Raw genomic sequence first — 23,894 nt, 5'->3', positions numbered from 1 at the left:
TTTTTTTACAATGATTTAGCTGAAACAACAATGAAGTCGAGTTCGAGTATTTCAAAAATACGCAAGATGGTTTTAATGGCTGGATTTCCTTTGCCCATTTCAATAGAGTGTATCGTTTTAATGGCGACGCCACTTTGGATACTGAGCTCCTCTTGTTTAAGGTGTAAGGCGTTTCGTTTTTCACGAATAACTTGGCCAAATATTTTTAAATCCATTGAATAGGTTCGTAAGCAACAAATATAGAAAAATAAATGATTTTATTTACAATTCGGAAATATAATACCGATTTTAAATTAAAAGTGTTTGTTTTTTGTTATGTGATGAGTGGTAAAACTTTTCCTGTAAATGCGAGTTATATTTGCTGTTTGATTCAAAAAATATGTTTTTAAAGAAATTTAGCTTATCCCTTTTATTGGTAGTGCCACTTGGTATGTTTGCTCAAAAAGCAACGATTAGTGGATATGTAAAGGATGCTTCTAATGGTGAAGGGTTAATTGGCGCGAGTGTTTATATCAAAGAATTGAAGACCGGAAACGTGACAAATACCTATGGATTTTACAGTTTATCGGTCCAGCCCGGTTCGTTTACGTTGGTCTTTTCATCTTCTGGTTTTGCCAAGCAAGAACGCAAGGTAACTTTTGAGGGAAAGAATCAGACTTTGAATATTGAAATGCAACCTGAGTCTAATGAATTAGCTGAGGTAAGGGTAACGGCGAAGGCGGTGGATGAAAATGTACGGGGAATCGAGATGTCGGTAAATAAAGTTGACATCAAAACCATCCGAAAAATCCCGGCTTTATTAGGTGAGGTGGATTTGGTTCGTGCGATTCAATTATTACCGGGTGTTTCTACCGTAGGTGAAGGGGCTTCGGGATTCAATGTACGAGGCGGTGGTGTGGATCAAAACTTGGTTCTTTTGGATGATGCGCCGGTATATAATTCTTCGCATTTGTTTGGATTCTTTTCGGTATTTAATCCGGATGCGGTTAAAGATGTAAAGTTATTCAAGGGTGGTATTCCATCGCAATATGGTGGCCGAGTTTCGTCTATTTTGGATGTCAAGATGAAGGAAGGTAATGCCAAGAAATTAGAAGTTAATGGGGGGGTAGGCGTGATATTTTCAAGACTTTCGATTGAGGCTCCACTCATAAAGGATAAGGCTTCGTTTATTGTGGCAGCTCGACGTTCCTACATTGATGTTTTAGCGAAGCCTTTTTTAACCGGCAATAATGCAGATGCTGCGTTCAGTTTTTATGATTTGACAGCAAAGGTCAATTATAATATTAATAGCAAGAATACCGTGTTTCTATCGGGTTATTTTGGACGTGATGTGTTTGGTACAGGTTTTGGATTTAACTGGGGTAATAGTACAGTTTCGGCACGTTGGAATCACGTTTTTTCAAACAAGTTGTTTTTGAATGCAACAACATTCTACAGCAATTATGACTATTTACTAGACTCTGATTTAAAAAATAAGCGACCATCTGATTCATTTCGCTGGACTTCCAATATTGTTAATTTAAGTTTTAAACCAGACTTTACGTATTACCTAAGTCCTGACAATACCTTGACTTTTGGTGCACAAGTTTTGTCATATCAATTTTCGCCCGGTAAGGCTAGGGCATCATCGAATGGTGATAAAAGAGAGTTCGGTCAAGTAGATAAGAGTGGTATTGAGCTCTCGGCATATGTTGGCGATGAATGGAGAATAAGCCCGCGTATTTCCATACAATATGGTATACGGTATTCAAACTATGATTACCGAAGTGATAACGGGGAGTATTATGAAAGAATTTCTGTCCCACAAAGTATCGAAAATCCTACGGGCTACACCTTGAAAATGATTCAAGTTTCTCCTACCGCCTCTGTGGCGAATTATGGTAATTGGGAACCGCGTTTTGCCATGAATTTAAAAGTAGGGGAGAATTCTTCTTTCAAGGCGTCGTATAATCGATTAGCACAATATGTGCACTTAATGTCAAACACTGCGGCTTCAACTCCACTTGATGTTTGGACATCATCCACCAATAACATTAAGCCACAAATTGCAGACCAAATTGCCTTGGGAATATTCAAGAATTTAGGAGATAGTGGAAATGATTACGAGACATCTATCGAGGTTTATTACAAGGAAATGCAAAATCAGATTGACTATGCGGATCGTGCGAATTTGTTTTTAAATCCCTTGTTTGAAAAAGATTTACTTTTTGGAAAAGGACGTGCATACGGCGCTGAATTTTATGTGAAGAAGAATGTGGGTAAGCTAACCGGATGGATGAGCTATACGTTGGCAAGATCAGAGCGCTTAATAGAGGGATTGAACAATAATGAATGGTATGTGAATCGTTTTGATCGCACACATACGTTGAATTTAGTGGGTCAATACGCTTTTTCGAGTAAGTGGTCTTTTGGTGCCAATTTTGCTTACATTACCGGTGTTCCTTATTCGATACCTACCCAAAAATACAGTTATGAAGGGGTAGCTTATCCACAAACGGTTGCGGGTACTCGTGGAAACATTCGGGTTCCAGATTACCATCGTTTGGATTTTTCTGCCACCAAGAAAAATAAGAAAGCCTTGTTTGGAAAAGGCTCGTCAGAGTGGGTGTTTTCGGTCTATAATGTCTATAATCGAAAGAATCCATTCTCGATATATACCCAAGCTAACGAAACAAACCCGTCAAAAACGGAGGCTGTCCAGTTATCCATTATCGGGTCATTTGTGCCAGCAGTAACCTATAACTTTACTTTTTAACATGCGCTATTTTATCCTATTATTTTCTATTTTGTTATTTTCCTGTGAAGAGGTAGTAACCTTAGATAGCCCTAAATCGGACCGTTATTTGGTGGTAGAATCCACGTTGACAGATCTACCTGGGCCACAGAAAATTATTTTATCTCAATCACAAGACTTTTTTGATAATGGTCCAGTTCCTCCTATTCGAGGCGCTGAGGTACTTGTGAAAGATGATAACGCAAATTCATATATATTCGTTGAGAGTAAAGAAACCCCAGGTACTTATCTGTGGCAGCCATCTGCTTCACAACCCCAGTTGGGCAAAGTGGGTAGAACCTACCAATTATCGGTGAAAACCAACAATGAAACGTTTATTGCTTCGGCAAGAATGAATCCTGTGCCTCCTATAGATTCAATTGCTTACAAGGCGGCTACAGCGAGTCCTAGACAAGCGGGCGAAGGTAAACCCAAGGAAGGATTTGAAGCGCGATTCTTCGGAGTTGATTTAAAAGGAGAAGGGGACTGTTATCGAATTAAATTTTACAAAAACGGGGTTCTCTTTAATTCGCCATCGAATCTTGTGGTTTTTTACGATTCCGCTTTACAGAAGGTATCTGGGACGGATGGGTTGATGTTTAATTTGCCTATTCGAGCGTCAATAAATCCCGAGTTATATTTGGCGAATGATAAAGTAAAAGTGGAACTCTATTCCATATCGCTTGATCAATTCAGCTTTTACTCACAGGCTAGTCTAGAATTGAATAATGCGGGCTTATTTTCACGCCCTGCTGCTAATATTCCTACCAATATTAGGAATTCGAATGCAAATTCAAAACTTCAAGGAGCGGGCTGGTTTGGTGTATCTGCCGTTTCATCCTTAGAAGTTACCATTGACCCTGCCAAGGCTAGAAAGAACTTGCCTTAATTATTCGAAGTTGATTACAAGCGTCACGGTATGTGTTCGGATGCCATTAAGTTTCGAATAAGGTGAACCTGTGCCGGATGGTGGGACGTATAGATTTAGAAGTCCATGTGAAAAACGGAGTTCGGGCGTAAATTTGAAGAATTGGTAGTATTGTTCCAGACCAATGCCATACTCCAGGGATAAATCGGCCGTATTTGCACTTAGTGCACTACTTTTTTTCTTTACATTTGCCTCAATACCAAATTTGAACCCACCCATCACATACATTCGATGATTGTTTCTCCGTAAAGAACGTAGTTTAAGTAATACAGGAACTTCTAACCAAGTTGATTCTCTCCACAGTGGATTATTGGCGTCGCTTTTGAATTGGATTTGCCTTTCATATAAAGCGATATTTATGCCTGATTTTAGTTCCCAGTGTTTATCAAAGGCATAATTGACTAGTCCACCTATTTGAAATCCAAAGTTGCGAGGAGAACGGACAGAATCAAGTGTGCCTAAAGCAAGTTGATCAGCTTGCATAAAATAGTTTGTCGATGCAAAACCGAACAAAAAACCAAAGTGAACGGGTTTTTCATCGTAGTATTCATGAAAAATACGGGTGTATTTGGTATGCTGCCCCCACGATTGGAAAGTTAGCATTATGCATAAGATAGCACCGATATTACGAATGTATTGCACGCTTATTTAGCTTTTTGACCTAGGTAAATTGAACAAATTCCTCCAGTCATCGGTATCCATTGTGTACTTGTAAAGCCACAGGTTTCATAAATTTTGATGAAATCAGGACCATCAGGGAATGCTTCCACCGATTCTGGCAAGTAGGTGTATGCAGCTGGATCTTTCGAAATAAGTTTACCTAGCAAGGGTAAACAATATTTTGAATAGAACTTGTATACTTGTTTCATGGGGAAATGTCTTGGATTAGAAAATTCCAAAATCAGGCAGTGCCCGCCCGGTTTTAACACCCGATACATATCTTTTAATCCCTTTTCCAATGTTTCATAGTTGCGTACACCGAAACTAACGGTAATTGCATCAAAACTATTGTCGGAAAATGGAAGTTTTTCTGAATCCCCTATTTGCAGGGTGATTTTGTCTTCCAAACCCATTTTTTTGATTTTCTCTTTTCCGAAGGCCAACATGCCTTCCGAAATATCAACACCAACAATTTTATCTGGATTTAATTTAAGTGCTTCGATGGCAAAATCACCTGTTCCGGTGGCAATATCGAGTACTTTCTTAATGCCTTTATTCTGGAGTAATTTGATTGCTTTTCTCCGCCAAATTATATCAATACCACCGCTTAATAAATGATTCAAAAAATCATATTTGTGTGAAATGGAGTTGAACATGTCTGCGACTTGCTCTTTTTTACCTTTATTTTGATTTTTATAGGGAACTACCATAGCGTTGATTGATTTTCCAAGACCTAACGCGGGTGATTGGTAAATTGTTTACGCAAAAATACCAAATTTATTTGGTTTAATGGGGTGCCATATTGAAAATCCCCACTAAGGTCCACATGATGATAAAGCTAATAAGCATCGAAAAATTGACTATGGCTGCAGCGATACCTGTGTCAAAATTTAATTCATCCGAATAGGTGATTAGTGTCATTCCTGCTGGCAAAATCAAGCATATCAATAACATGTTTCGGTACTGAAATTCAAAGGGTACAGTATAGTATAATAGCATTCCAATACTTAAACCTAACACATAGCGTAGGCCTAGTAGCTGAAATACTTTAGCAAAGGCTGCCTTAGGAAGTCGAACGCTAAAATATATTCCCATCAAGAGCAATACCATCGGTTTATTTCCTTTAGCAATTGTTTCAACGATATCCATGGCTAATGGTAAAACTGGGATTTGGAAAATATTGAATGCTAAACCTATCAACATAGCTTGAAATGGAGGAAGTGTAAAAATCTTCTTAATCACATGCTGGATAGGGTTTTTATTTCCATGGTTTCCTGCTAAATAGGTACCCATTCCATAATTCACCATGAAGTTGATGACTGAATTTCCTAGATCAAACATGATGGCATACGTTAGACCTTCCCATCCCCAAATGCCTTCAATTAAAGGGTAGGCGAACAATCCTAGGTTCCAGCCTGCTGACCCCATGGTAAGGATTCCTCTATTTTTAGGTTCTTCGTTTTTGAAGATAAGAAAGCCAATAAAGGAAGATAAAAAGCCAAAAAGCATGGCAATTAATGGGAGCCAACCTAGAGCAGCAGTCAATTCAACCTTGAGCATCGTCGTGAAAATCAATGCCGGGAAGGTCGTATGCATTAGGAATTTGGAGAGGGATTTAGCGTCTTTTGTTTCAATGAATTTAAAACTTTTCAACAAATAACCAATTCCAATAATGATTAAAGCGGATCCGAAGACCAAGTTGGTGGTGTTCATGTGATCTTCTTATACAGGTTTAGGGAGCGAAATACGGAAGGTGCTACCTTTATTAAGTTCAGTAGATTTAAGTGTTAGTTTTCCTTCATGGTAGTTTTCTACAATCCGTTTAGCTAATGTCAAACCCAAGCCCCAACCTCTTTTTTTTGTACTATATCCCGGGTTGAATATTTTAGACATGTTAGCCGTAATGATACCTTTGCCTGTATCTGAGATATCGATGTGTATCATGTTGTTTTTTCCCTCGTGTAAGTAGATCAACATATTCCCTGTTCCACTCATGGCATCAACCGCATTTTTACAGATATTTTCAATAACCCACTCAAATAAGTATTTATTTACGTTAGCTAATTGACCAGGTGCAAGCGATGATTTGATTTGAATGTGCACTTTTGTTGATATGCGAATTTTCAAATAGTTGATGAAACTGAAAATTAGATCCTCTAAATCCTCCTCATTTAAAATTGGCGTAGAACCTATATTAGAGAATCGAGTAGTTATGGTTTCAAGGCGTTGGATATCTTTACTCAATTCCACAACGATTTCCGGATTTATGCTCGGTTCGTTTCGTAAGATTTCAACCCAAGCAGTAAGCGATGAGAGCGGTGTGCCTAGTTGGTGAGCTGTTTCTTTTGCTAATCCTACCCACACACGATTTTGTTCTGCGCGTCGGGAGTAGGAGAAAAAGATGTAGCCAAGGAAGCCTACAATCAATACGACCAAAAGCTGCGAAAGCGGATAATAGCGCAATAATTTCAACAATTTAGAATTTCCATAATAGATGTATTCTTTTTGGAAACCCATATCCATTTCGATGGGTTTATTGTTTTCAGCGATAATTTCTTTAAGTTTTGCCTGGAGAAATACTTGTTTCTCCTCCACGTCAATCGCGTCTGGAATGGTGATATTTATGGAATTGAGGTGACCACTTCCATCTTTCCAAATGACTGGAATCGTATTATTTTCATTGATTTTTTTGATTCGCTCAAAGAAGAAATTGATGTCGGCATTCTCATCACTCGTCATTACATACCGAATGGTTTCTGCATATAATTCGATTTGTTGTTTTTCTCGCTCTTCTAATTTGGAAACCAACCCATCTGTGAAATAGAGTGAGAAGCCTGCCATAAAGACACAAACAGCAAAGAATGCAACCTTCAACCACGTATCTCGGTTGTAAAAGGCCAGCGGTAAGGCAACTTCTTTGGATAAGATTTTCATAGGGGCATAAGCTTAGTAAGCCATTCCTCACAAATTACTCACCGTTTATCCATAAATCAAAAAATATTTTTCTAAGGTACTTTGTATTACATAGTACCTTTTATACATTTGTCCTATCAAATAAATAAAAAATAAACCGATGGATATTGAAAATACCAAGGTGCAGATGCGGAAAGGGATCTTAGAATTCTGTATTCTGCAAATTATTTCGAGGGGTGAGGTTTACGCGTCTACGATGCTAACTGAATTGACATCTGCTCAAATTATGGTGGTGGAAGGGACCTTGTATCCTTTGCTCACCCGACTAAAAAATGCGGGATTTCTCGACTACAAATGGGTGGAGTCTGTTTCAGGTCCGCCACGTAAGTATTACGTTTTGACTGAAAAGGGTGTTACCTTTTTAGCTGAGCTTCATGGGACTTGGGATGATTTGCATGCCTCTGTTTCCCAAATTATTCACCCACAAACTCCTCAAGTTTAAAATTTTCAGACATGAAAAAGACGTTATCAATTAATATAGCAGGCATTGTATTTCACATCGAAGAAGATGCTTTCGCAACATTGGATGCGTATTTAAAATCCATCCATGCCTATTTTAAAAATTTCGAAGGTGCCAAAGATATCGTAGATGATATCGAAGCGCGTATTGCAGAAAAATTTTGGAACATCCGCGAGACCGAAAAAACAGAGGCAATCACCCAAGCACACGTAGATGCGTTAATTGCCTCGCTGGGAACCGTAGCTGATTTCAAAGAAATTGAATCAGAAGAAGGAACACAAGAGCAAACGCATACCAGTTCAGCTGAGTCGGGAGCGAAAAAAGTTTTCCGCCGCGATTTGACCAATACACAAATTGGCGGGGTCGCATCCGGCATTGCAAATTATTTTGAAATTGATCCCATCTGGGTTCGATTGATTTTGATCGTTGGCCTATTCGGTCTATTTCCAATATTGCATGCAGCAAATCTAGTTTTCTGGGTATATATAGCTTGCTGGATCGCCATTCCGGGTGAGTATACGCCTGAAACCAACAAATCATACCGCAAGTTTTACCGCGATCCGGAGAATGAAGTAGTTGGTGGTGTCATGGCCGGAATCTCCGCATATACCGGCTGGGATGTAGGTTTATTACGTGTATTAGCGGTGATCTCTTTGTTCTTTTTTGGCTCGGGAGCTGTTGCCTACATCATCATTATGGCTATCACGCCGAAGGCAAAATCAGTGACCGATAAAATGGCGATGACGGGGGAACCTATTACCCTGGAGAATATTGAAAAAAATATCAAGGAAACTTTTCAACCCGGTTCTGCTGAGGAAAAGCCCTTAACGCGTGCATTACTTTTCCCCTTCCGTACCTTGGCCACTATTTTTACGGCATTTAAGCCCGTTTTGATGGGGATTAAATGGTTTGTGCAATACCTAGTAGGTATTTTGTTACTCATCATTTCGATCGCCTTTGCCGTGGCATTGGTCGTAGCTACGACGTCTGGGATTTCAGGTATGGATCATGGTTTAGTTGGTCTTAATTTCGGAGAAACTGGAATTCCTTTTTATTTATTAGCGCAAGACTTACCAGCCTGGGCAATTTGGGCGGTATACGCGGCAGTGGTTCCCATGATTATTGGCATTGGTATTGGCGGATTGTCCTTATTGATGAATCGTAAATTGACCAATAAAATATACTCCTATACATCGACGACCATTGCTATTTTTGGTTGGATCGGTTTATTTTCTGCGATTAGTTTAGTCGGTCGCAACTTCCAGCGGACCGCAACCCTGAATCAAACGAAGGAAATTACCGCAGATTCGGCCTACGTGTTCGATGTGAAACGGGAATCAAATGAGCATATGTGGGAAAAGCTTCTTGGGAATAACATCATCACGGATGAATTGTTGGACGAAGATGAAGAACATGATTTCAATCGAGGTGGATTTTCACGTGCTCAAATTACGCTGGAGGGCTATGACGGGAAAACGATCCAAATTATTCAATTTGCTAAATCCAATGGCCGCACACGGGCAGAAGCAGAAACCAATGCGCGCGCGATTAAATATGCCTATGCTATTCAAGGCAAAAAGGTCGTACTGGATAGCCATTTTGGACTGAAAAATGTAAAATTTCGCAATCAACGCATGCGTGTGAAGGTCTTGATTCCATACGGTGTAACGTTTGGGATGACACGTGAATTTGGACAGTTCATAGAGAATATGTTGGATGTGGGTTATTTTAATGAGGATGAGGGCGATTTGTTTGTTGGTTCTACCTGGACATTCTCCATGGACAAAGGCTTGATTTGCCTAAATCGTAATCTGAAGCAAGCAGAAGAATCAATTGACGGTTCAAATGATGATTCTGCCGATGTTGATGAGACACCATCAGCTCCAACTGGGAATTTTTCGATTTCAAAAACGGTTGAGCCGTTTAGTTTAGTCGAACTAAAGCGCTGCGGAACCGCTGCCATCACCATTGTGAAAGGAAAAGAATATAAGGTTTCCTACCAGTCGGCAGAGGCAACGGCCGATTTTGGCCGATTAACGTCCGTAAGCAATGGGGCTTTGGTATTAAATGATATCCCAGATGGAATGACGGTGACCATTGAATGCCCCAACGTAAGCAAAGTTGATTTAGCGGGAAATGGCCGAACTGAAATTAAAGGGTTTGATCTACCTTCACTGGATGTCATTTTACATGATTTTCATAGTTTGACTTTAACCGGTAATTCGAAGGTGTTAGCTGCTGCAGCCATGGATTCGTCTGAGTTATTAGCTACGAATTGGAAAACAGATGACGCGCGTATTTCAGTTGCAAATCAAGCAAAAATGGAATTGAATGTCATAAAAACGTTGAAAGGGAAAAAGGGGGAACGCGCAAATTTAACCTATTTGCCAAATTCAAAACTTCAAGTTTCATTAAATAAAAAATGAAATGTTCAGTACATGCAACGCTTTTCATAAGACTTGCATCTTGTTCGCATTATCAATTAATCAATCGTATGAAAAATATCGTAACCACCTTTGTCTGTTTTCTTTTCCTAGGAATCTCAATACAAACTTCGGCCTCTGCCGACCTAACCACTAAAAAATATAAAGTTGGTAATTTCAATTCCCTTGAAATAGGAAATGAATTTGAAGTACATATATTTAAAGGAAATACCTATTCCATTTCGGCCACAGGGCCGTCATCACGACTAGAAGATGTAGAGGTGGAAGTTGTAGGATCCAAATTAGAAGTTACCATTGATGAAATGAAATGGTCAAATTGGATAACATGGAGTAATGAAAAAAATAAAGTTATCTTAAATATCACCATGCCACGTTTGCGCGATGCAGAATTTAATGGTGCCTCAAAAGTTACGTTGGAAGGATTTACAGATGAAGAGGAAATGACTTTGCATTGCAGTGGCGCAGCAAAAATGAGTACAACCAAGCTTGTTGCCGACAAGCTAACACTTGATTTATCAGGCGCATCAAAAATTGAAATGAAAGGCCAGGTGTTAAAATTATCCATCGATTTATCTGGTGCAAGTCACATTGATTTAAATGAAATGGTAGCACGCGATGTGGATGTGGATGCAAGCGGTGCTAGCCATGTGGAATTGAATGTCCAAAAGTCCTTGCGCGTTGAAGCTTCTGGTGCTTCGAAAATTACCTACCGAGGAAATCCATTGAATATTTCCAAGGATTTAAGTGGTGCTTCTACCGTTCGTAGAGTGGATTAGGGATTTTTTTCTCCAGCGGGTATTCGAATAGTCAGCTGATTTTCCTTGGGTGGAATAGGGCAAGCAAAGCTCTTATTGTAGGCACAGAATGGGAAATAAGCCTGATTGAAATCAAGAATTAATTGATTGTCTTTTAAATTAGTTAGGGGTAACTCCAAATACCGACCGCCTCCATAGGTTTCTGTGGGGGCGGTTTTGTCTTTAAAGGGAATAAAAAAATCGCCCGTATCATGTTGGTACAAGATTAAATCAACATGCACGCCTGCTATCTCACCATGTGCTTTACCAAATACCAAAAGCGTATCACTCGTTCCATCGGTCATTTGCAAACCTACGCGTTCTACCTTCTCATTTCGCTCGACTTCAAATGGAATAACCCAATTGGGTGAATAAGGAAAATAGGATAAGCCTTTAAAATTTGCTCGGTCGGTAATCGGGGATTCCTCATCCGTCTTGAGTTTTTCGTCTTTTGTCAGTCGACTTTCAACGGTTTTTAATGAATCCTCGGTCGTTTTTGCCGGTATTTTAGTTTGTTTGGGAAGACTGAAATAAATCAGTGTAGCTACAATAACAAAGAGAATCAGAAACCAGCGATTGAATTTCATAGGAATGCTTGTAAATTTGGGTTCGTAAAAATATAAAATAAATTACATGTTTACAGGTATTGTGGAATCGATGGGCGTTTTGGAAAGCAAACACGCGCAAGGAACGAATGTTGATTTTTGGTTTTCTTCTCCTTTTACAGATGAACTGAAAGTAGACCAGTCGGTGGCCCACAACGGCATTTGCCTCACCGTGGTCGAAATTAAATCACCCCAATACCGCGTAACCGCGATTCAAGAAACCCTTCAAAAAACGAATTTGGGAGATTTGGCCCTTGGCCAAAAGGTAAATCTAGAACGCTGCATGCCGGCAAACGGTCGCTTTGACGGACATATCGTGCAAGGACATGTGGATTTGACTGGAGTCTGTACGTCCATAAAAACGCATGATGGATCATGGGAATACCATTTTCAATATCCTGCAGGCCATGTGACGGTTGAAAAAGGCTCGATTTGTGTCAATGGGACATCATTGACGGTGGTTGAATCTGGCTTGAATACCTTCTCCGTGGCGATTATTCCCTACACGTATGAACATACCATTTTCCATCAAATGCAGGTAGGTGATCGGGTGAATTTAGAATTCGATATTCTAGGAAAGTATATGCAGAAATTATTGGCGCAGCAATTAGCTCAATAAATCGTCAATTGCATCTTCCACTTTTTCGAAGCCAAAACGACTCCAAACCAAGTCTTTTTGAGCTTGAATTTCCGCCAAACCTAAATTTCCAATACTCCCTAAATGCGTGTGATTGATTTCACGACTGCTGCCCTTGAATTCACCCGCTTCAATCATTTTGCCTACTTGCACATAAGCTTCCCGGAAAGGCATTCCAGCAACGACTAATTTATTCACCTCTTCTACCGAGAACAGTAAATCGTATGTTGAATCTTTCAATAGATCAGCTTTCACGTTCATGTGCGTGACCATGTAATGCGTGATTTCCAAGCAATCTTTGATTTCGTCAATCGCTGGCATTAAGATTTCTTTGGTCAACTGGAATTCCCGGTGATACCCCGATGGTAAATTGCTCATCAGCAATTGCAATTGGTTTGGAGCAGCTTTTAATTTATTCGCTTTACCACGTAGCAATTCAGCGACATCCGGATTCTTTTTGTGCGGCATAATCGAACTTCCCGTTGTCAAAGAACTTGGTAATTCAATAAAGCCAAAGTTTTGCGAATTATATAAGCAGACGTCCATGGCAAGCCGACTAAGCGTCGTCGCGATTTGGCTGATGGCGTTGAGTACATAAAATTCCGTTTTGCCACGCGACATTTGGGCATTGACCACATTCACATGTGGCGCCTCAAAGCCCAATAATACGGTCGTTAATTTCCGGTCTAGTGGAAACGAAGAGCCATAACCGGCGCCTGAACCTAATGGATTTTTATTGGCCAACCGAAATGCGGCCTCCAACAATTCTGCGTCTTCGACTAAACACTCTGCGTATGCGCCGAACCACAATCCAAACGAAGAGGGCATGGCGATTTGTAAATGCGTATAACCGGGCAATAAATCGTTTTTATGTGCCTCGCTTTTGGTCACTAAAAGATTAAATAAATCTTCCACCGCGTCAGCGATTTCCATGATTTCAGCGCGCATGAATAATTTCAAATCCACTAAAACCTGGTCGTTCCGAGAACGGCCCGCGTGAATTTTCTTTCCTAAATCGCCGAGTTTTTGAGTCAGTAAATATTCGATTTGGGAATGGACATCTTCCATGCTGTCTTCGATGACGAAGGTTCCATCCTCGATCGTGTTTAGAATATTTTTTAATTCCACACAAAGTGGCTCTAATTCTGCGGAAGGCAATAGGCCCACATGCTCGAGCATGGTTATGTGCGCAAGCGAACCCATAACATCGTAGCGCGCCAGCTGCAAATCGTAAACAGGGTCATTCCCAATCGTGAATTGCTCAATGATTGCGTCTGTTTTTTGATTGTCTTTTTGCCAAAGTTTTGCCACGATCGTATTAGATTAATTGTGATACTATGTTCTGATAGGTTTGAATACCCTGTTTCAGTTCTTCCAAATATATAAATTCATCTGCCGTATGGCTTCTGCCTGAATGCCCCGGACCAATTTTCACCGATGGGAATTGCATTAATGCTTGATCAGATAGGGTAGGTGATCCAAAGGTCTTCAAGCCCAATGCAGTGGCCGCAGCAAGCACCGGATGTCCATCCGGAATTTTACTCGATTGTAACCGGGTACTCCGCGGCGTTAATTCCGCTTGTACCAAGCCACGCAAAATCTCGAGTACCTGCTCGAGCGAATAACATTCATTGACCCGACAGTCTATCGTATAGTGACATACGTCTGGTACCACATTATGCTGTTTTCCCGCATTAATCACCGAAACAGTGCATTTTACAGGTCCGAGTACCTTTGAGACCTCTGGAAATTCAAATGCCTTAATTTTGCTAATATCTTCTAATGCGAGGTATATCGCATTTACTCCCTCGTTTCTAGCGGCATGACCCGCGAGACCTTTTACCTCTGCATCTATCACCATCAATCCTTTTTCCGCAATGGCCAGTTGGCAATCCGTCGGTTCCCCCACAATCGCCCACGAAATCACCGGAAAATCGGCTGAGCCTAACACGGATTCAATTCCCCCTTTACCTGAAATTTCTTCCTCAGCTGTCGCCGCTAACACCAGGTTAAATGGCAGCTCTCGGTCGAAAAATGCACAAAAAACACTGATTAAGCACACTAAACTAGCTCCTGCATCATTACTTCCGAGCCCGAACATTTTCCCATCTTGGATGGTCGCCGCAAAGGGTTCGTAGGACCAAGAGGCATTCGGCTTCACGGTATCGTGATGGGAATTTAACAAAATGGTAGGCTTGGCTGCGTCGAATAACAAGTTCTTCGCCCACACATTATGGCCTAACGTATGAAATGAAATATTTCTGGCAGCTAAAAATTCCTGAATAATGGCAGCCGTTCCTTGTTCTTCCCGACTGAAAGAAGGGCAGGCGAGAAGCTGGGCCAACAGGTTTTGAGCATCAAGAAATTGTTCTTCCGTATACATCTAGGCTTGAATTAACGTGCCTTTGAGGGGCTGTGAAACAAAATCTGCGTGGCAAAGACGTACGGTTTGAACCCCTTTGTCAATGGCTTTTAATGCATTTTCGAGTTTGGGAATCATACCTGCTGATACGATACCATCTGCCTTTAATTGCGTAAAATTTGCCTGATTAATCTGCGAAATCACCGAAGTGTCGTCCGAGGGATCCCTTAAAACACCTTGCTTTTCAAAGCAATACGTAAGCGTTACATCGAAATGTGCGCCCAAGGCAATGGCCAAAGCTTGTGCCATTGTATCTGCATTGGTATTTAATAATTGACCTGAAACATCGGCTGTGATCGGTGCAAAAACGGGACTTAATCCAGTGTTGATCAAACCAGCTAAATCCGATGCATTGACATGTTCAATATCTCCTACAAACCCATAATCAATAGGCACTGGATTTCTTTTTTTCGAAATGACAAATCCGCCATCTGGACCAGCTAATCCGATTGCGTTGCACTGGAGCGCTTGCAAAGAAGCTACGATGGATTTATTGATCCAGCCGGCATACACCATGGTTACAATGCGTAAGCTTTCGGCATCTGTGACGCGCCGACCGTCGATCATTTGACTTTGAATTCCCAAATCTGCTGCCAAGGATGTAGCGATTTTTCCACCACCATGGACGAGTACTGTATGCCCTTTAATTGAAGCAAAATTGGCTAAAAAGGAAGCTAATGCCTCAGAGGCATCGATGATGTTTCCGCCAATCTTGACAATATGTAAGGGCTCCTTCATCTAAAATAAATAAGGACTTTCGACCCGCATTTGGGTTAATAGAATTTCTTTAATTACCGCTTGTGCCGCCCAAAGCCGATTTCCGGCTTGTTGGATTACGATCGAATTCTCCGAATCAATCACCGCATCATCCACAACCACATTCCGACGAACCGGTAGGCAATGCATGAATTTAGCATTGTTGGTTAAATCCATCTTTGCTTTTGAGACTGTCCAGGCAGGATCAGAGGAAAGGATTTTTCCGTAGTCAGAATAGGAAGACCAGTTTTTTGCGTAGATGTAATCAGCACCCACAAACGCTTCTTGTGGATCGTAGCAGATCTTTGCATTTCCAGCAAATTGAGGGGCTAATTCATAGCCCTTCGGATGCGCGATGGTAAAATCAACATTGGCGTTGTTCATCCATTCTGCAAATGAATTAGGCACGCATTGTGGCAATGCTTTGACATGTGGGGCCCATGTTAAAACCACTTTCGGCCGGTCTACTTGTTTGGTTTCGGTAATCGTAATTAAGTCCGTGAGTGATTGCAACGGATGTCTTGTCGACGATTCCAAACTTATAATAGGTTTTCCTGTATACTTGATAAATTGATTTAAAACCAATTCTGAATAATCTAATTCACGATCGACTAAGCCCGGAAAACTCCGAACGCCTACGATATCGCAATATTGGCCAATCACCGCCGCAGCTTCCATGACATGTTCTGCCTTATCGCCGTTCATGATGACACCTTCATTCATCTCCAATTGCCAGCCGTCTGTACCCACATTCATGACCATAACTTCCATTCCGAGGTTTTGGGCAGCTTTTTGCGTAGATAAACGCGTACGTAAACTGGAGTTAAAGAATAAAAGCCCCATGGTTTTGTTCTTCCCCAAATGCTTATCTGCATAAGGCATTTTTTTCATCAACAAGGCCTCACTAACGAGTTTGTCGATGTTGTAGGCGTCTTTAACGGAAGTAAAATGCTGCATATAAATGGGTGGCTTTTAGACCTTATAACATTGGCAATTCGGTAAAATTACCATTTTTACGAGATAAATGAAATTTATCGAAGTCGTTCCCAGGTTAAAACTTGCATAGGTGTTTCGAGCTCCAGTTTTTTCTCCCCCGTATAGTTGAATTGATTTTTTATCAATACCCGTTGCGATGATACGTTGTCTGTGGGTGTTTCGGCTTGGATGATTTTTAAACCTTCATCTTGGAAGGCCCAATCAATTATTGCTCCTACTGCTTCTGTTGCTATTCCTTGACCTTCAAATTTCTGATCGATGGCATAGCCTAGTTCTGTTTTTCCGTTATTGTCAGGAAGTCCTGCAAAGCCAATTCCCCCTACAGAGCAGGACGCAGAATTGAGAATGATTTCCCAATTTGTGTACCAATAGTAGTCCAATGGAAATTTAGCGGTTTGAGGAATCCAGTAATCATGCAATGCTTGAAGCATTTCTTGTTCATAAAACAATCCTAGTTTCCAATGGTTATGTTTTAGTTCCAGCATTATTTCCAAATCTTTGCGCCCTGATTTTTTCCAGACTTGCAAGTGTTGATTTGTAAGCGGGATTAAGGTTAATCTTGGGCTTTGAACTTGAATTATCATATTGGGCAACAAATTATCCTTTTTGGTCGCAAAAAAAAAGGCCTTAATTATTAATGTACGAATTTTGCAATTGTAAAATACGATTTTAAACTACAAACAATGAAAAAAAATATCACGCTATTGGCATTGATGCTCTTGTCCTTTTCTGCAGTTTCGCAGATTCCTGGTGGAATGGGCGGTTTCGGTGCAGCGCCTAAGAAAGAAGTAGTTATTCCAGGAACTGCACAAGCAACTCCCAAGGGGTCAGCTAAGATTATCGGTTATGTCCTGGATTCTACAGACACAAAACCGGTTGAATTCGCTTCGGTAGCCTTAATTAACAAAGCAACTAATCGTCCAGTTGATGGCGCATCTGCGGATTTGGTTGGAAAGTTTGTTTTAAACAAAGTTGCACAAGGTGATTATAAAATTGTGATTTCATTTATTGGTTACGAAAGCAAAACTTTATTTGTTTCGGTGAACTCTAAGAATGATGATCAAGATTTAGGTGTGATTAAATTACCTTCAAGCGCGAAGATGTTGGCTGAGGTAACTGTTGAGGGTCAGCGCGCGCTGATTGAAGAACGCGTAGACCGTACGGTGTATAACGCAGAAAAAGATGCGACAAATCGCGGTGGTGATGCAACGGATGTATTGAAAAAAGTACCTATGTTATCTGTGGATTTAGATGGTAATCCATCTTTGCGCGGTTCGACTAATGTGAAGGTGTTAATTAACAACAAGCCGTCTACCATTATGGCATCTAGTCTTTCAGATGCTTTAAGACAAATTCCTGCCGACATGATTAAGACGGTGGAAGTAATTACCTCGCCATCTGCACGCTATGATGCGGAAGGTTCTGCAGGTATCATTAACATTGTAACAAAGAAAAATACCTTACAAGGCCTAACCTTGAATTTAGATTCAAGCGTAGGTTTACGAGGGTCCAATTTATCATTGAACGGAAACTTTAGAAATAAAAACTGGGGTCTTTCTTTGGGAGGTTTCGGACGTTCGGAATACAATGTAAACGGAAAGTTTGAAAGTACACAAATCACCGAGGCAGCAGGTGGAATTCGTAATACCAATATTCAAACAGCCGAAACACGCCGTGAAGGTATTTTCGGCAATTACCAGTTGGGTTTTGATTGGGACATCAACAAGTATAATTCTGTAACATCAAGTGTGCGTTTTGGTTTGCGTAATGGAACCAACTGGCAAGATGGCTTATCGCAAATTCGTAACGACAAGTTGTTTAGTTTACGTAATACCAATGCCTTGGATGAATCAGCCAACGTTGATATAAACATTGATTACACAAAGACTTTTGCGAAAGCTCAAAAAGAATTTTCTGTCTTGACGATGTTTAGTCGAAACAACCGGACAAATGATTTTTACAATTTGATTTTGAATACAACTTCAACCATGAGTGAAATCATGAGCTCATTTAAAAACGTGAATGATTCGTATAATCAAGAGGCGACAATTCAGATGGATTACCAAACGCCAATTAACAAGATGTCGATGATTGAATTTGGCGCAAAGGCCATCTCGCGTGATGTGACTTCGGATTATGCTTCCTTTGAAGGAGATAAGAAGGGCATTTACACGCCTGTCAATAACTTGATTCTTCCAAGTAACGTATTTGATTATAACCAAAGTATCTGGTCTGTATATTCTTCTTATACTTTGACGACCAAAAATAAATGGAGCATCAAGGCAGGAGCTCGTTTCGAGCAAACGGATATTACGGCGAGCTTCTTGAAAAATGAAGGTCAAAATACGGTCATTCCTCCTTATGGCGTATTAGTTCCAAGTTTCAACATGTCCAAGTCATTCAAGTCGGGCACGTGGAGATTTAGTTATAACCGCCGTCTTCAGCGACCAGGTATTCAAAATTTGAATCCAAACATCAATGCGACTAATCCATTGAATATTTCCCAAGGAAACCCAAACTTGGAGCCTGAGTTTACGAATAACTACGAAGTTTCCTATAGTAAATTCATCAAGCAAACGTATATTTCTACGTCATTCTTCATGCGTAATACGACGGGAGCGATTAGCAATATTCGCCAAGTTTTTGGAGATACCTTGAAAACTACGGCCATGAACATTGGTAGCGAGGATGCGTATGGAATGAATATTAACTTAAACATCAATTTGTCTAATAAATTGATGTTAGGTGGAGGAGGAGATCTATCCTACATGGTATTGGCTAATAATGTTTCCGATAAAATGTTGTCGGCACGTAACGAAGGATTGCAATCAAATTTCCGTGTTTTTGGTAACTATACCATCGGTAATGGTTGGGCGGCACAAATCTTCTCTTTCTACCGTGTGAATCAAATTCAGTTGCAAGGATCACAAGGAGGTTTTGGAATTTACAGCTTAGGCTTTAGAAAAGACTTTAAAAACAAAAAAGGAAGTTTAGGTTTTGGCGCGGAGAATTTCTTCACACCGAATGGTTTTGTCATTCGTAGCGAAACCAAGACGCCTACGATCGATCAGCAGTCGAAGAATACGTTACGCAACATGAACTTTAAAATTAATTTCACATACCGAATTGGAAAGATGAGCTTCGGCCCAACGAAGAAGAAGAAGTCGGTGAATAACGACGATACAAAAAGCGATGGAGGTGGCGATGCCGCTCCAGCATCTCCTGCACCGATGGGTATGCCAGGCATGCGTATGGGTGGCGGAGGCGGAGGCTTCGGAGGCCCGCGCTAAGCTATTTCTAAATAGATTAATCAAAAAAGGAGACCCGATTGTGGTCTCCTTTTTTATTTTTGAGCAAATAAATTTTTTATTTATTTCTGTCTTTCGATGGTGTAGGATAGTAAATCTCCTAGAGAATCTCGATACGTTGATTCGGGAAATTGCAGTAGTATGTTACGGGCTTCTTGGGCAAATTCTTGCATGCGTTGAGTTGCATAGGAAATACCACCTGTTGACTTTACAAATTGGATAACTTCTCTAACCTTGACTGGGTTGTCTGAATCATTTTTGATGGTTTTAATCATCTGTTTTCTCAATGATCTCGTTGTATTTTGTAGGGCATAGATTAAGGGCAAAGTCATTTTCTTCTCTTTGATATCTATTCCTAAGGGTTTCCCTATTTCAGCATCTCCGTAGTCAAATAAATCATCTTTAATTTGAAAGGCAATGCCCACTTTCTCCCCAAATTGATGTGCCATTTCAATGTATTTTGAATCGGCGTCCGTTGATTGAACGCCTACAGCACAACAAGCGGCAATTAAGGTTGCTGTTTTTTTGCGGATAATATCAAAATACACATCTTCTGTGATATCCAGTTTTCTAGCTTTTTCTATCTGAAGTAATTCGCCCTCCGCCATTTCGCGCACCGCCGTGGATACAGAGGTTAATAAATCGAAATCTTTATGGTCGACGGAAAGTAACAGGCCTTTGGATAAGAGGTAATCCCCTACAAGCACGGCAATTTTATTTTTCCATATGGCATTGATGGAGAAAAAGCCTCTTCGGTAATCGGATTCATCTACCACATCGTCATGGACTAAGGTAGCGGTATGGAGTAATTCAATTAGCGCCGCACCGCGGTATGTTTTTTCGGTAATTTCACCTACACAGCCCGCTGTCAAGAAAACAAACATGGGACGCATTTGCTTGCCCTTACGCTGGACAATGTAATTCATGATTGTGTCCAGCAGCATGACTTTGGTTTTCATGAACTGCCTGAATTTCCCTTCAAATGCTTTCATGGGTTCCGCAATGGGCGCCTGAATAGATGAAAGCGAAATGGACATAGAATTAAGTTTGTGTGCGTGTTCTGCACATTTGTAAATTGTGTAAATTTAATCACATTTTGGGATAATTTAGTCCTCCAAATTAAATAATGCGAAATTTATGAGTAACATGTTGGTCTTAGCTGGAGGCTCTGTCAAAGGGGCATTTCAAGCCGGTGTCATCAAGGCATTAGCCGAAAAAGGTTTCCAACCTGATGTTATTTACGGTATTTCTGCCGGAAGTTTAAATGCCGCATTTTTAGTTAACGCGCTCGGCCAACAGCAGTTGGTCGGACAAACGATTTCTTTCCAACAGGCTGCCAATGATTTGTGGGATTTTTGGGAAACGCGTATTACAAACCCGGAATGTTTATCTAGGCCTTTATCCATTTTTGAGCTCGGATGGACGGCATTAACTAAAAATTTTCGTGGGTTGGTTTCCATGGAACCTTTGCGTGAACTTATTCAAGATGTCTTATCGATTCGGAACTTACAAGCGAGTCCTGTGAGTTTACAGATTGGAGCTGTTAACATCATGGAAGGGCGCATTCACTACGTGGATCCGAGTGTGTCGAATTTCATGGATTATTTGTTGGCCTCTTCAGCGGTTCCTATTCTGATGCCGGTTGTGAAAATAGGCGGGGACGAGCGTCGCAGTTATTTGGATGGTGGCTTGCGCGATGTGACGCCGGTAAGAAAAGCCTTAGATGATGGAGGTAAGCACATCGTTTGTGTGAGTTGTCATCCTGAAGCTATCGAAGGTGGGTATTTTGATTCAGGGGATTTGTTGGCCCTCGTTGATCGCGTGATGGATATTGCTGTTAATGAGATTTTAAATGCGGATTTGCGAGAAACTTTTTTAATAAATAATTCGCTACCTGCGGATGGCACGGTAGTAATGGATGGGCCTTATCAAGGTTTTCACCGGGTTGACATTGAGTCTATTCGGCCATTACAACCCATTACCATCGATATACAGCATTTTACCAAATTGGATATTCGAAGGATGTTGGAGGTAGGGTATGAAGTTGGGCTTGCCAACATTAAATAAAAAAGCCTGGTGTTTCCACCAGGCCTTCAAATAGGTGATTAAACCACCATGATATCTTTTTCCTTTTCGGTAAAAATCTGATCAATTTTAGCGATAAAGTTATCGGTCAGCTTTTGGATTTTATCTTCAGCTGTTTTGATTTCATCTTCCGAAACACCGTCGCCTTTTAGTTTTTTGATGCTGTTATTTCCGTCTTGACGGGCATTGCGAATATTGATTTTGGCGACTTCAATTTCCTGCTTCACACGTTTTACCAAATCACGACGACGCTCTTCTGTTAATGGGGGAATGGCTAATCGAATCAACTCGCCATCATTCATAGGATTTAAGCCCAAGTTTGAATTGCGAATCGCTTTCTCAATTTCGCCAAAAATTCCTTTTTCAAAAGGTTTGATAGCAATCGTACGCGCATCGGGGGTTGTAATGGACGCTGCGCTTGAGATTGGGGTAGCCATGCCGTAATAATCAATCATCAAACCATCCAACATGGATGTACTTGCTTTACCAGCGCGAATCTTTGATAATTCAATGTTTAAGTGTTTGATGGCGCCCTCCATGGTTTCTTGGGTCGCATCGATATAAAATTCAATTTCTTCCATTGGGTATTAGCTAATTAATGTTCCTACATCTTCTCCCGAAACAAGATCTGCCAAATTGCCTTCCTTGTTCATATCAAAAACGATAATCGGTAATTTATTTTCTTGGCATAAGGTAAAAGCCGTGGTATCCATAATTTTTAAGCCTTTTTGTATCGCATCCGAAAAGCTTAAGTGCGTAAACCGAGTAGCAGTAGGATCTTTTTCTGGGTCAGCCGTGTAAACACCATCAACCCGAGTTCCTTTCAAAACTACATCTGCTTCTACTTCAATGGCACGTAAAGAGGCGGTTGAATCGGTGGTAAAATAGGGGTTACCCGTACCTGCGCCAAAAATTACGATACGTCCTTTTTCCAAGTGACGAATCGCTCTGCGACGGATAAAGGGTTCGCATACCGCTTCCACTTTTAATGCAGTCATCATGCGTGTATACAAGCCTTGTTTTTCAAGCGCAGCTTGAACCGCCATGCCATTAATAACCGTAGCCAACATACCCATGTAATCTCCTTGAACGCGATCGATGCCTGCTTTCGCAGCACTGGCGCCACGGAAGATATTTCCCCCGCCGATTACAATGGCAACTTCAACACCTAAATCATGTACTTTTTTGATTTCGGCAGCATATTGGCCTAAAATGACGGGGTCAATAACCTCGTCTCTGGTCGACAATGCCTCACCTGAAAGTTTTAAAAGGATACGTTTGTATTTGGTGTCTTTCATGTGTTGTTGAGATTTATGCGCTGCAAATTTAGAAAATTAATCGGCTTCTTGTTCACCTTTCGGGCACATAATCTTTGGCTTCAGGCAATTTCCACCAAGCTAAATAGGGATGTGCATGATGCTCATAATGATAACCGAAAAAGTAGCAGGAAATAAAGGCCCAAATGTGGTTCCGCTTTTGGCTTCTTGATTGCGTTTTATTTGTCGGATCATGCTCACCTCGGTGTGGTAGATAGGTCCCGAAATAGAATAATTGTAAGGTGCTCATGATGGCTGGAACTTCCCAATAAACAATCAAGTTTTCCATAGGTAGCCATAGCTTCAACACATTGTAGGTGACTGCCATGGCCAGAACTTGTTGCCAAGTCACATATTGCCACATGAATTTAAACCACCAAATAAAAAAGTTGCCTTGATGTACGTCGGGATCTTTTTCCGTGTTTACATGGTCATGATGCCAATGATGTTTTTTCCTTAAAACGGCATAATTATTAAAGGCGAAGAGTGTCGCGCAAACCCATCCAATTCCATGATTTAACTTCGAATTACCCGGTGAAACCACGCCATGAATCGCATCATGTGATGTAATAAATAAACCCGTGTACAAATGGGTTTGAATCAAAACATGTACATAAGTCCAGGGCGACTGAAAGTCCAAGGGATTAATTAAAACATAGCTTAAATGCGCTATCCAAAGAGTCAGGATGGCAAAAGCCCAAAATAATCCTACAAAATTGTTTACTTTGTTCACGTGT

General features: G+C 40.7%; 23 protein-coding genes. 8 read left to right on the top strand and 15 right to left on the bottom strand.

What is annotated here, in order from left to right:
- Window positions 1-5: 5 nt before the first annotated feature.
- Window positions 6-215: a helix-turn-helix transcriptional regulator gene (locus ACIQZ2_RS01295; RefSeq protein ID WP_395767026.1), complete on the bottom strand. Its 210-nt coding sequence runs from the start codon at window positions 213-215 to the stop codon at window positions 6-8.
- A gap of 164 nt (window positions 216-379) precedes the next feature.
- Here ACIQZ2_RS01295 and ACIQZ2_RS01290 point away from each other — a divergent pair, with 164 nt between their 5' ends.
- Together ACIQZ2_RS01290 and ACIQZ2_RS01285 are read left to right on the top strand one after the other, a co-directional pair.
- On the top strand, window positions 380-2,755 hold the full coding sequence (locus ACIQZ2_RS01290; RefSeq protein ID WP_395767025.1) for a TonB-dependent receptor domain-containing protein: 2,376 nt from the start codon (window positions 380-382) through the stop codon (window positions 2,753-2,755).
- Between the two features lies 1 nt (window position 2,756).
- Window positions 2,757-3,662, top strand: a complete 906-nt coding sequence (locus ACIQZ2_RS01285; protein WP_395767024.1) for a DUF4249 domain-containing protein — start codon at window positions 2,757-2,759, stop codon at window positions 3,660-3,662.
- Here the strand turns inward: ACIQZ2_RS01285 and ACIQZ2_RS01280 are convergent, their stop codons facing one another.
- The 4 genes from ACIQZ2_RS01280 to ACIQZ2_RS01265 all read right to left on the bottom strand — a co-directional run bounded on the left by ACIQZ2_RS01280 (window position 3,663) and on the right by ACIQZ2_RS01265 (window position 7,295).
- Complete coding sequence (locus tag ACIQZ2_RS01280) at window positions 3,663-4,304, bottom strand: porin family protein (protein ID WP_395767023.1); 642 nt, start codon at window positions 4,302-4,304, stop codon at window positions 3,663-3,665.
- 41 nt (window positions 4,305-4,345) lie between these two features.
- Window positions 4,346-5,071 (bottom strand): bifunctional demethylmenaquinone methyltransferase/2-methoxy-6-polyprenyl-1,4-benzoquinol methylase UbiE, encoded by a 726-nt coding sequence (gene ubiE, locus ACIQZ2_RS01275; protein WP_395767022.1) that lies wholly within the window; start codon window positions 5,069-5,071, stop codon window positions 4,346-4,348.
- Between the two features lie 76 nt (window positions 5,072-5,147).
- Window positions 5,148-6,074, bottom strand: coding sequence for an AEC family transporter (locus ACIQZ2_RS01270; protein WP_395767021.1), 927 nt, complete (start codon window positions 6,072-6,074; stop codon window positions 5,148-5,150).
- Window positions 6,075-6,083: 9 nt separating this feature from the next.
- Window positions 6,084-7,295, bottom strand: coding sequence for a sensor histidine kinase (locus tag ACIQZ2_RS01265; protein WP_395767020.1), 1,212 nt, complete (start codon window positions 7,293-7,295; stop codon window positions 6,084-6,086).
- Window positions 7,296-7,434: 139 nt separating this feature from the next.
- On the opposite strand from ACIQZ2_RS01265, the gene ACIQZ2_RS01260 reads away from it, so the two are divergent.
- The 3 genes from ACIQZ2_RS01260 (at window position 7,435) to ACIQZ2_RS01250 (ending at window position 11,014) form a co-directional block, all read left to right on the top strand.
- Window positions 7,435-7,776 (top strand): PadR family transcriptional regulator, encoded by a 342-nt coding sequence (locus ACIQZ2_RS01260; RefSeq protein ID WP_395767019.1) that lies wholly within the window; start codon window positions 7,435-7,437, stop codon window positions 7,774-7,776.
- 11 nt (window positions 7,777-7,787) lie between these two features.
- The gene (locus ACIQZ2_RS01255; RefSeq protein ID WP_395767018.1) at window positions 7,788-10,220 is read left to right on the top strand and encodes a PspC domain-containing protein; all 2,433 of its coding nucleotides are present in this window, start codon (window positions 7,788-7,790) and stop codon (window positions 10,218-10,220) included.
- Window positions 10,221-10,288: 68 nt separating this feature from the next.
- Window positions 10,289-11,014, top strand: a complete 726-nt coding sequence (locus ACIQZ2_RS01250) for a head GIN domain-containing protein (RefSeq protein WP_395767017.1) — start codon at window positions 10,289-10,291, stop codon at window positions 11,012-11,014.
- Here ACIQZ2_RS01250 and ACIQZ2_RS01245 read toward each other — a convergent pair.
- Window positions 11,011-11,619 (bottom strand): DUF1684 domain-containing protein, encoded by a 609-nt coding sequence (locus tag ACIQZ2_RS01245; protein ID WP_395767016.1) that lies wholly within the window; start codon window positions 11,617-11,619, stop codon window positions 11,011-11,013. The two genes, ACIQZ2_RS01250 and ACIQZ2_RS01245, sit on opposite strands and share 4 nt — an antisense overlap.
- 46 nt (window positions 11,620-11,665) lie before the next feature.
- Between ACIQZ2_RS01245 and ACIQZ2_RS01240 the strand changes: the two genes are divergently transcribed.
- Window positions 11,666-12,256: a riboflavin synthase gene (locus ACIQZ2_RS01240; protein ID WP_395767015.1), complete on the top strand. Its 591-nt coding sequence runs from the start codon at window positions 11,666-11,668 to the stop codon at window positions 12,254-12,256.
- Here the strand turns inward: ACIQZ2_RS01240 and argH are convergent.
- The 5 genes from argH to ACIQZ2_RS01215 all read right to left on the bottom strand — a co-directional run bounded on the left by argH (window position 12,245) and on the right by ACIQZ2_RS01215 (window position 17,032).
- On the bottom strand, window positions 12,245-13,585 hold the full coding sequence (argH, locus tag ACIQZ2_RS01235) for an argininosuccinate lyase (protein WP_395767014.1): 1,341 nt from the start codon (window positions 13,583-13,585) through the stop codon (window positions 12,245-12,247). The genes ACIQZ2_RS01240 and argH overlap by 12 nt on opposite strands.
- A gap of 7 nt (window positions 13,586-13,592) precedes the next feature.
- Entirely contained in the window at window positions 13,593-14,657 is a 1,065-nt protein-coding gene (locus tag ACIQZ2_RS01230; RefSeq protein ID WP_395767013.1) for a M20/M25/M40 family metallo-hydrolase, read from the bottom strand.
- A complete protein-coding gene (gene argB, locus ACIQZ2_RS01225; RefSeq protein ID WP_395767012.1) occupies window positions 14,658-15,434 on the bottom strand; it encodes an acetylglutamate kinase in 777 nt (258 codons plus the stop codon).
- Window positions 15,435-16,409, bottom strand: a complete 975-nt coding sequence (locus ACIQZ2_RS01220; RefSeq protein WP_395767011.1) for an N-acetylornithine carbamoyltransferase — start codon at window positions 16,407-16,409, stop codon at window positions 15,435-15,437. It abuts the gene before it with no gap.
- 74 nt (window positions 16,410-16,483) lie between these two features.
- Window positions 16,484-17,032: a GNAT family N-acetyltransferase gene (locus ACIQZ2_RS01215; protein WP_395767010.1), complete on the bottom strand. Its 549-nt coding sequence runs from the start codon at window positions 17,030-17,032 to the stop codon at window positions 16,484-16,486.
- Between the two features lie 99 nt (window positions 17,033-17,131).
- On the opposite strand from ACIQZ2_RS01215, the gene ACIQZ2_RS01210 reads away from it, so the two are divergent.
- On the top strand, window positions 17,132-19,738 hold the full coding sequence (locus ACIQZ2_RS01210; RefSeq protein ID WP_395767009.1) for a TonB-dependent receptor domain-containing protein: 2,607 nt from the start codon (window positions 17,132-17,134) through the stop codon (window positions 19,736-19,738).
- An 80-nt stretch (window positions 19,739-19,818) separates the two neighbouring features.
- Here the strand turns inward: ACIQZ2_RS01210 and ACIQZ2_RS01205 are convergent, their stop codons facing one another.
- Window positions 19,819-20,793 (bottom strand): polyprenyl synthetase family protein, encoded by a 975-nt coding sequence (locus tag ACIQZ2_RS01205; RefSeq protein ID WP_395767008.1) that lies wholly within the window; start codon window positions 20,791-20,793, stop codon window positions 19,819-19,821.
- A gap of 100 nt (window positions 20,794-20,893) precedes the next feature.
- On the opposite strand from ACIQZ2_RS01205, the gene ACIQZ2_RS01200 reads away from it, so the two are divergent.
- Window positions 20,894-21,823 (top strand): patatin-like phospholipase family protein, encoded by a 930-nt coding sequence (locus ACIQZ2_RS01200; RefSeq protein ID WP_395767007.1) that lies wholly within the window; start codon window positions 20,894-20,896, stop codon window positions 21,821-21,823.
- 38 nt (window positions 21,824-21,861) lie between these two features.
- On the opposite strand, the gene frr is transcribed toward ACIQZ2_RS01200, so the two are convergent.
- From frr to ACIQZ2_RS01185, 3 genes are read right to left on the bottom strand one after another with little or no spacing between them, the layout of a single operon-like run.
- Window positions 21,862-22,422, bottom strand: coding sequence for a ribosome recycling factor (gene frr, locus ACIQZ2_RS01195; protein WP_395767006.1), 561 nt, complete (start codon window positions 22,420-22,422; stop codon window positions 21,862-21,864).
- Between the two features lie 6 nt (window positions 22,423-22,428).
- Window positions 22,429-23,139, bottom strand: coding sequence for a UMP kinase (pyrH, locus tag ACIQZ2_RS01190; protein ID WP_395767005.1), 711 nt, complete (start codon window positions 23,137-23,139; stop codon window positions 22,429-22,431).
- A 52-nt stretch (window positions 23,140-23,191) separates the two neighbouring features.
- A complete protein-coding gene (locus ACIQZ2_RS01185; protein ID WP_395767004.1) occupies window positions 23,192-23,890 on the bottom strand; it encodes a fatty acid desaturase in 699 nt (232 codons plus the stop codon).
- Between the last annotated feature and the right edge of the window lie 4 nt (window positions 23,891-23,894).

The organism is Aquirufa sp. (assembly GCF_044342065.1).
In the GTDB taxonomy this organism is placed as follows: domain Bacteria; phylum Bacteroidota; class Bacteroidia; order Cytophagales; family Spirosomataceae; genus Aquirufa.
This window is presented reverse-complemented; position numbering and strand designations above follow the sequence as displayed.

Coding starts and splice junctions, on each gene's coding strand:
- ACIQZ2_RS01295 (WP_395767026.1), bottom strand. CDS start 215: ATGGATTTAAAAATATTTGGCCAAGTTATTCGTGAAAAACGAAACGCC.
- ACIQZ2_RS01290 (WP_395767025.1), top strand. CDS start 380: ATGTTTTTAAAGAAATTTAGCTTATCCCTTTTATTGGTAGTGCCACTT.
- ACIQZ2_RS01285 (WP_395767024.1), top strand. CDS start 2,757: ATGCGCTATTTTATCCTATTATTTTCTATTTTGTTATTTTCCTGTGAA.
- ACIQZ2_RS01280 (WP_395767023.1), bottom strand. CDS start 4,304: ATGCTAACTTTCCAATCGTGGGGGCAGCATACCAAATACACCCGTATT.
- ubiE (WP_395767022.1), bottom strand. CDS start 5,071: ATGGTAGTTCCCTATAAAAATCAAAATAAAGGTAAAAAAGAGCAAGTC.
- ACIQZ2_RS01270 (WP_395767021.1), bottom strand. CDS start 6,074: ATGAACACCACCAACTTGGTCTTCGGATCCGCTTTAATCATTATTGGA.
- ACIQZ2_RS01265 (WP_395767020.1), bottom strand. CDS start 7,295: ATGAAAATCTTATCCAAAGAAGTTGCCTTACCGCTGGCCTTTTACAAC.
- ACIQZ2_RS01260 (WP_395767019.1), top strand. CDS start 7,435: ATGGATATTGAAAATACCAAGGTGCAGATGCGGAAAGGGATCTTAGAA.
- ACIQZ2_RS01255 (WP_395767018.1), top strand. CDS start 7,788: ATGAAAAAGACGTTATCAATTAATATAGCAGGCATTGTATTTCACATC.
- ACIQZ2_RS01250 (WP_395767017.1), top strand. CDS start 10,289: ATGAAAAATATCGTAACCACCTTTGTCTGTTTTCTTTTCCTAGGAATC.
- ACIQZ2_RS01245 (WP_395767016.1), bottom strand. CDS start 11,619: ATGAAATTCAATCGCTGGTTTCTGATTCTCTTTGTTATTGTAGCTACA.
- ACIQZ2_RS01240 (WP_395767015.1), top strand. CDS start 11,666: ATGTTTACAGGTATTGTGGAATCGATGGGCGTTTTGGAAAGCAAACAC.
- ACIQZ2_RS01230 (WP_395767013.1), bottom strand. CDS start 14,657: ATGTATACGGAAGAACAATTTCTTGATGCTCAAAACCTGTTGGCCCAG.
- argB (WP_395767012.1), bottom strand. CDS start 15,434: ATGAAGGAGCCCTTACATATTGTCAAGATTGGCGGAAACATCATCGAT.
- ACIQZ2_RS01220 (WP_395767011.1), bottom strand. CDS start 16,409: ATGCAGCATTTTACTTCCGTTAAAGACGCCTACAACATCGACAAACTC.
- ACIQZ2_RS01215 (WP_395767010.1), bottom strand. CDS start 17,032: ATGATAATTCAAGTTCAAAGCCCAAGATTAACCTTAATCCCGCTTACA.
- ACIQZ2_RS01210 (WP_395767009.1), top strand. CDS start 17,132: ATGAAAAAAAATATCACGCTATTGGCATTGATGCTCTTGTCCTTTTCT.
- ACIQZ2_RS01205 (WP_395767008.1), bottom strand. CDS start 20,793: ATGTCCATTTCGCTTTCATCTATTCAGGCGCCCATTGCGGAACCCATG.
- ACIQZ2_RS01200 (WP_395767007.1), top strand. CDS start 20,894: ATGAGTAACATGTTGGTCTTAGCTGGAGGCTCTGTCAAAGGGGCATTT.
- frr (WP_395767006.1), bottom strand. CDS start 22,422: ATGGAAGAAATTGAATTTTATATCGATGCGACCCAAGAAACCATGGAG.
- pyrH (WP_395767005.1), bottom strand. CDS start 23,139: ATGAAAGACACCAAATACAAACGTATCCTTTTAAAACTTTCAGGTGAG.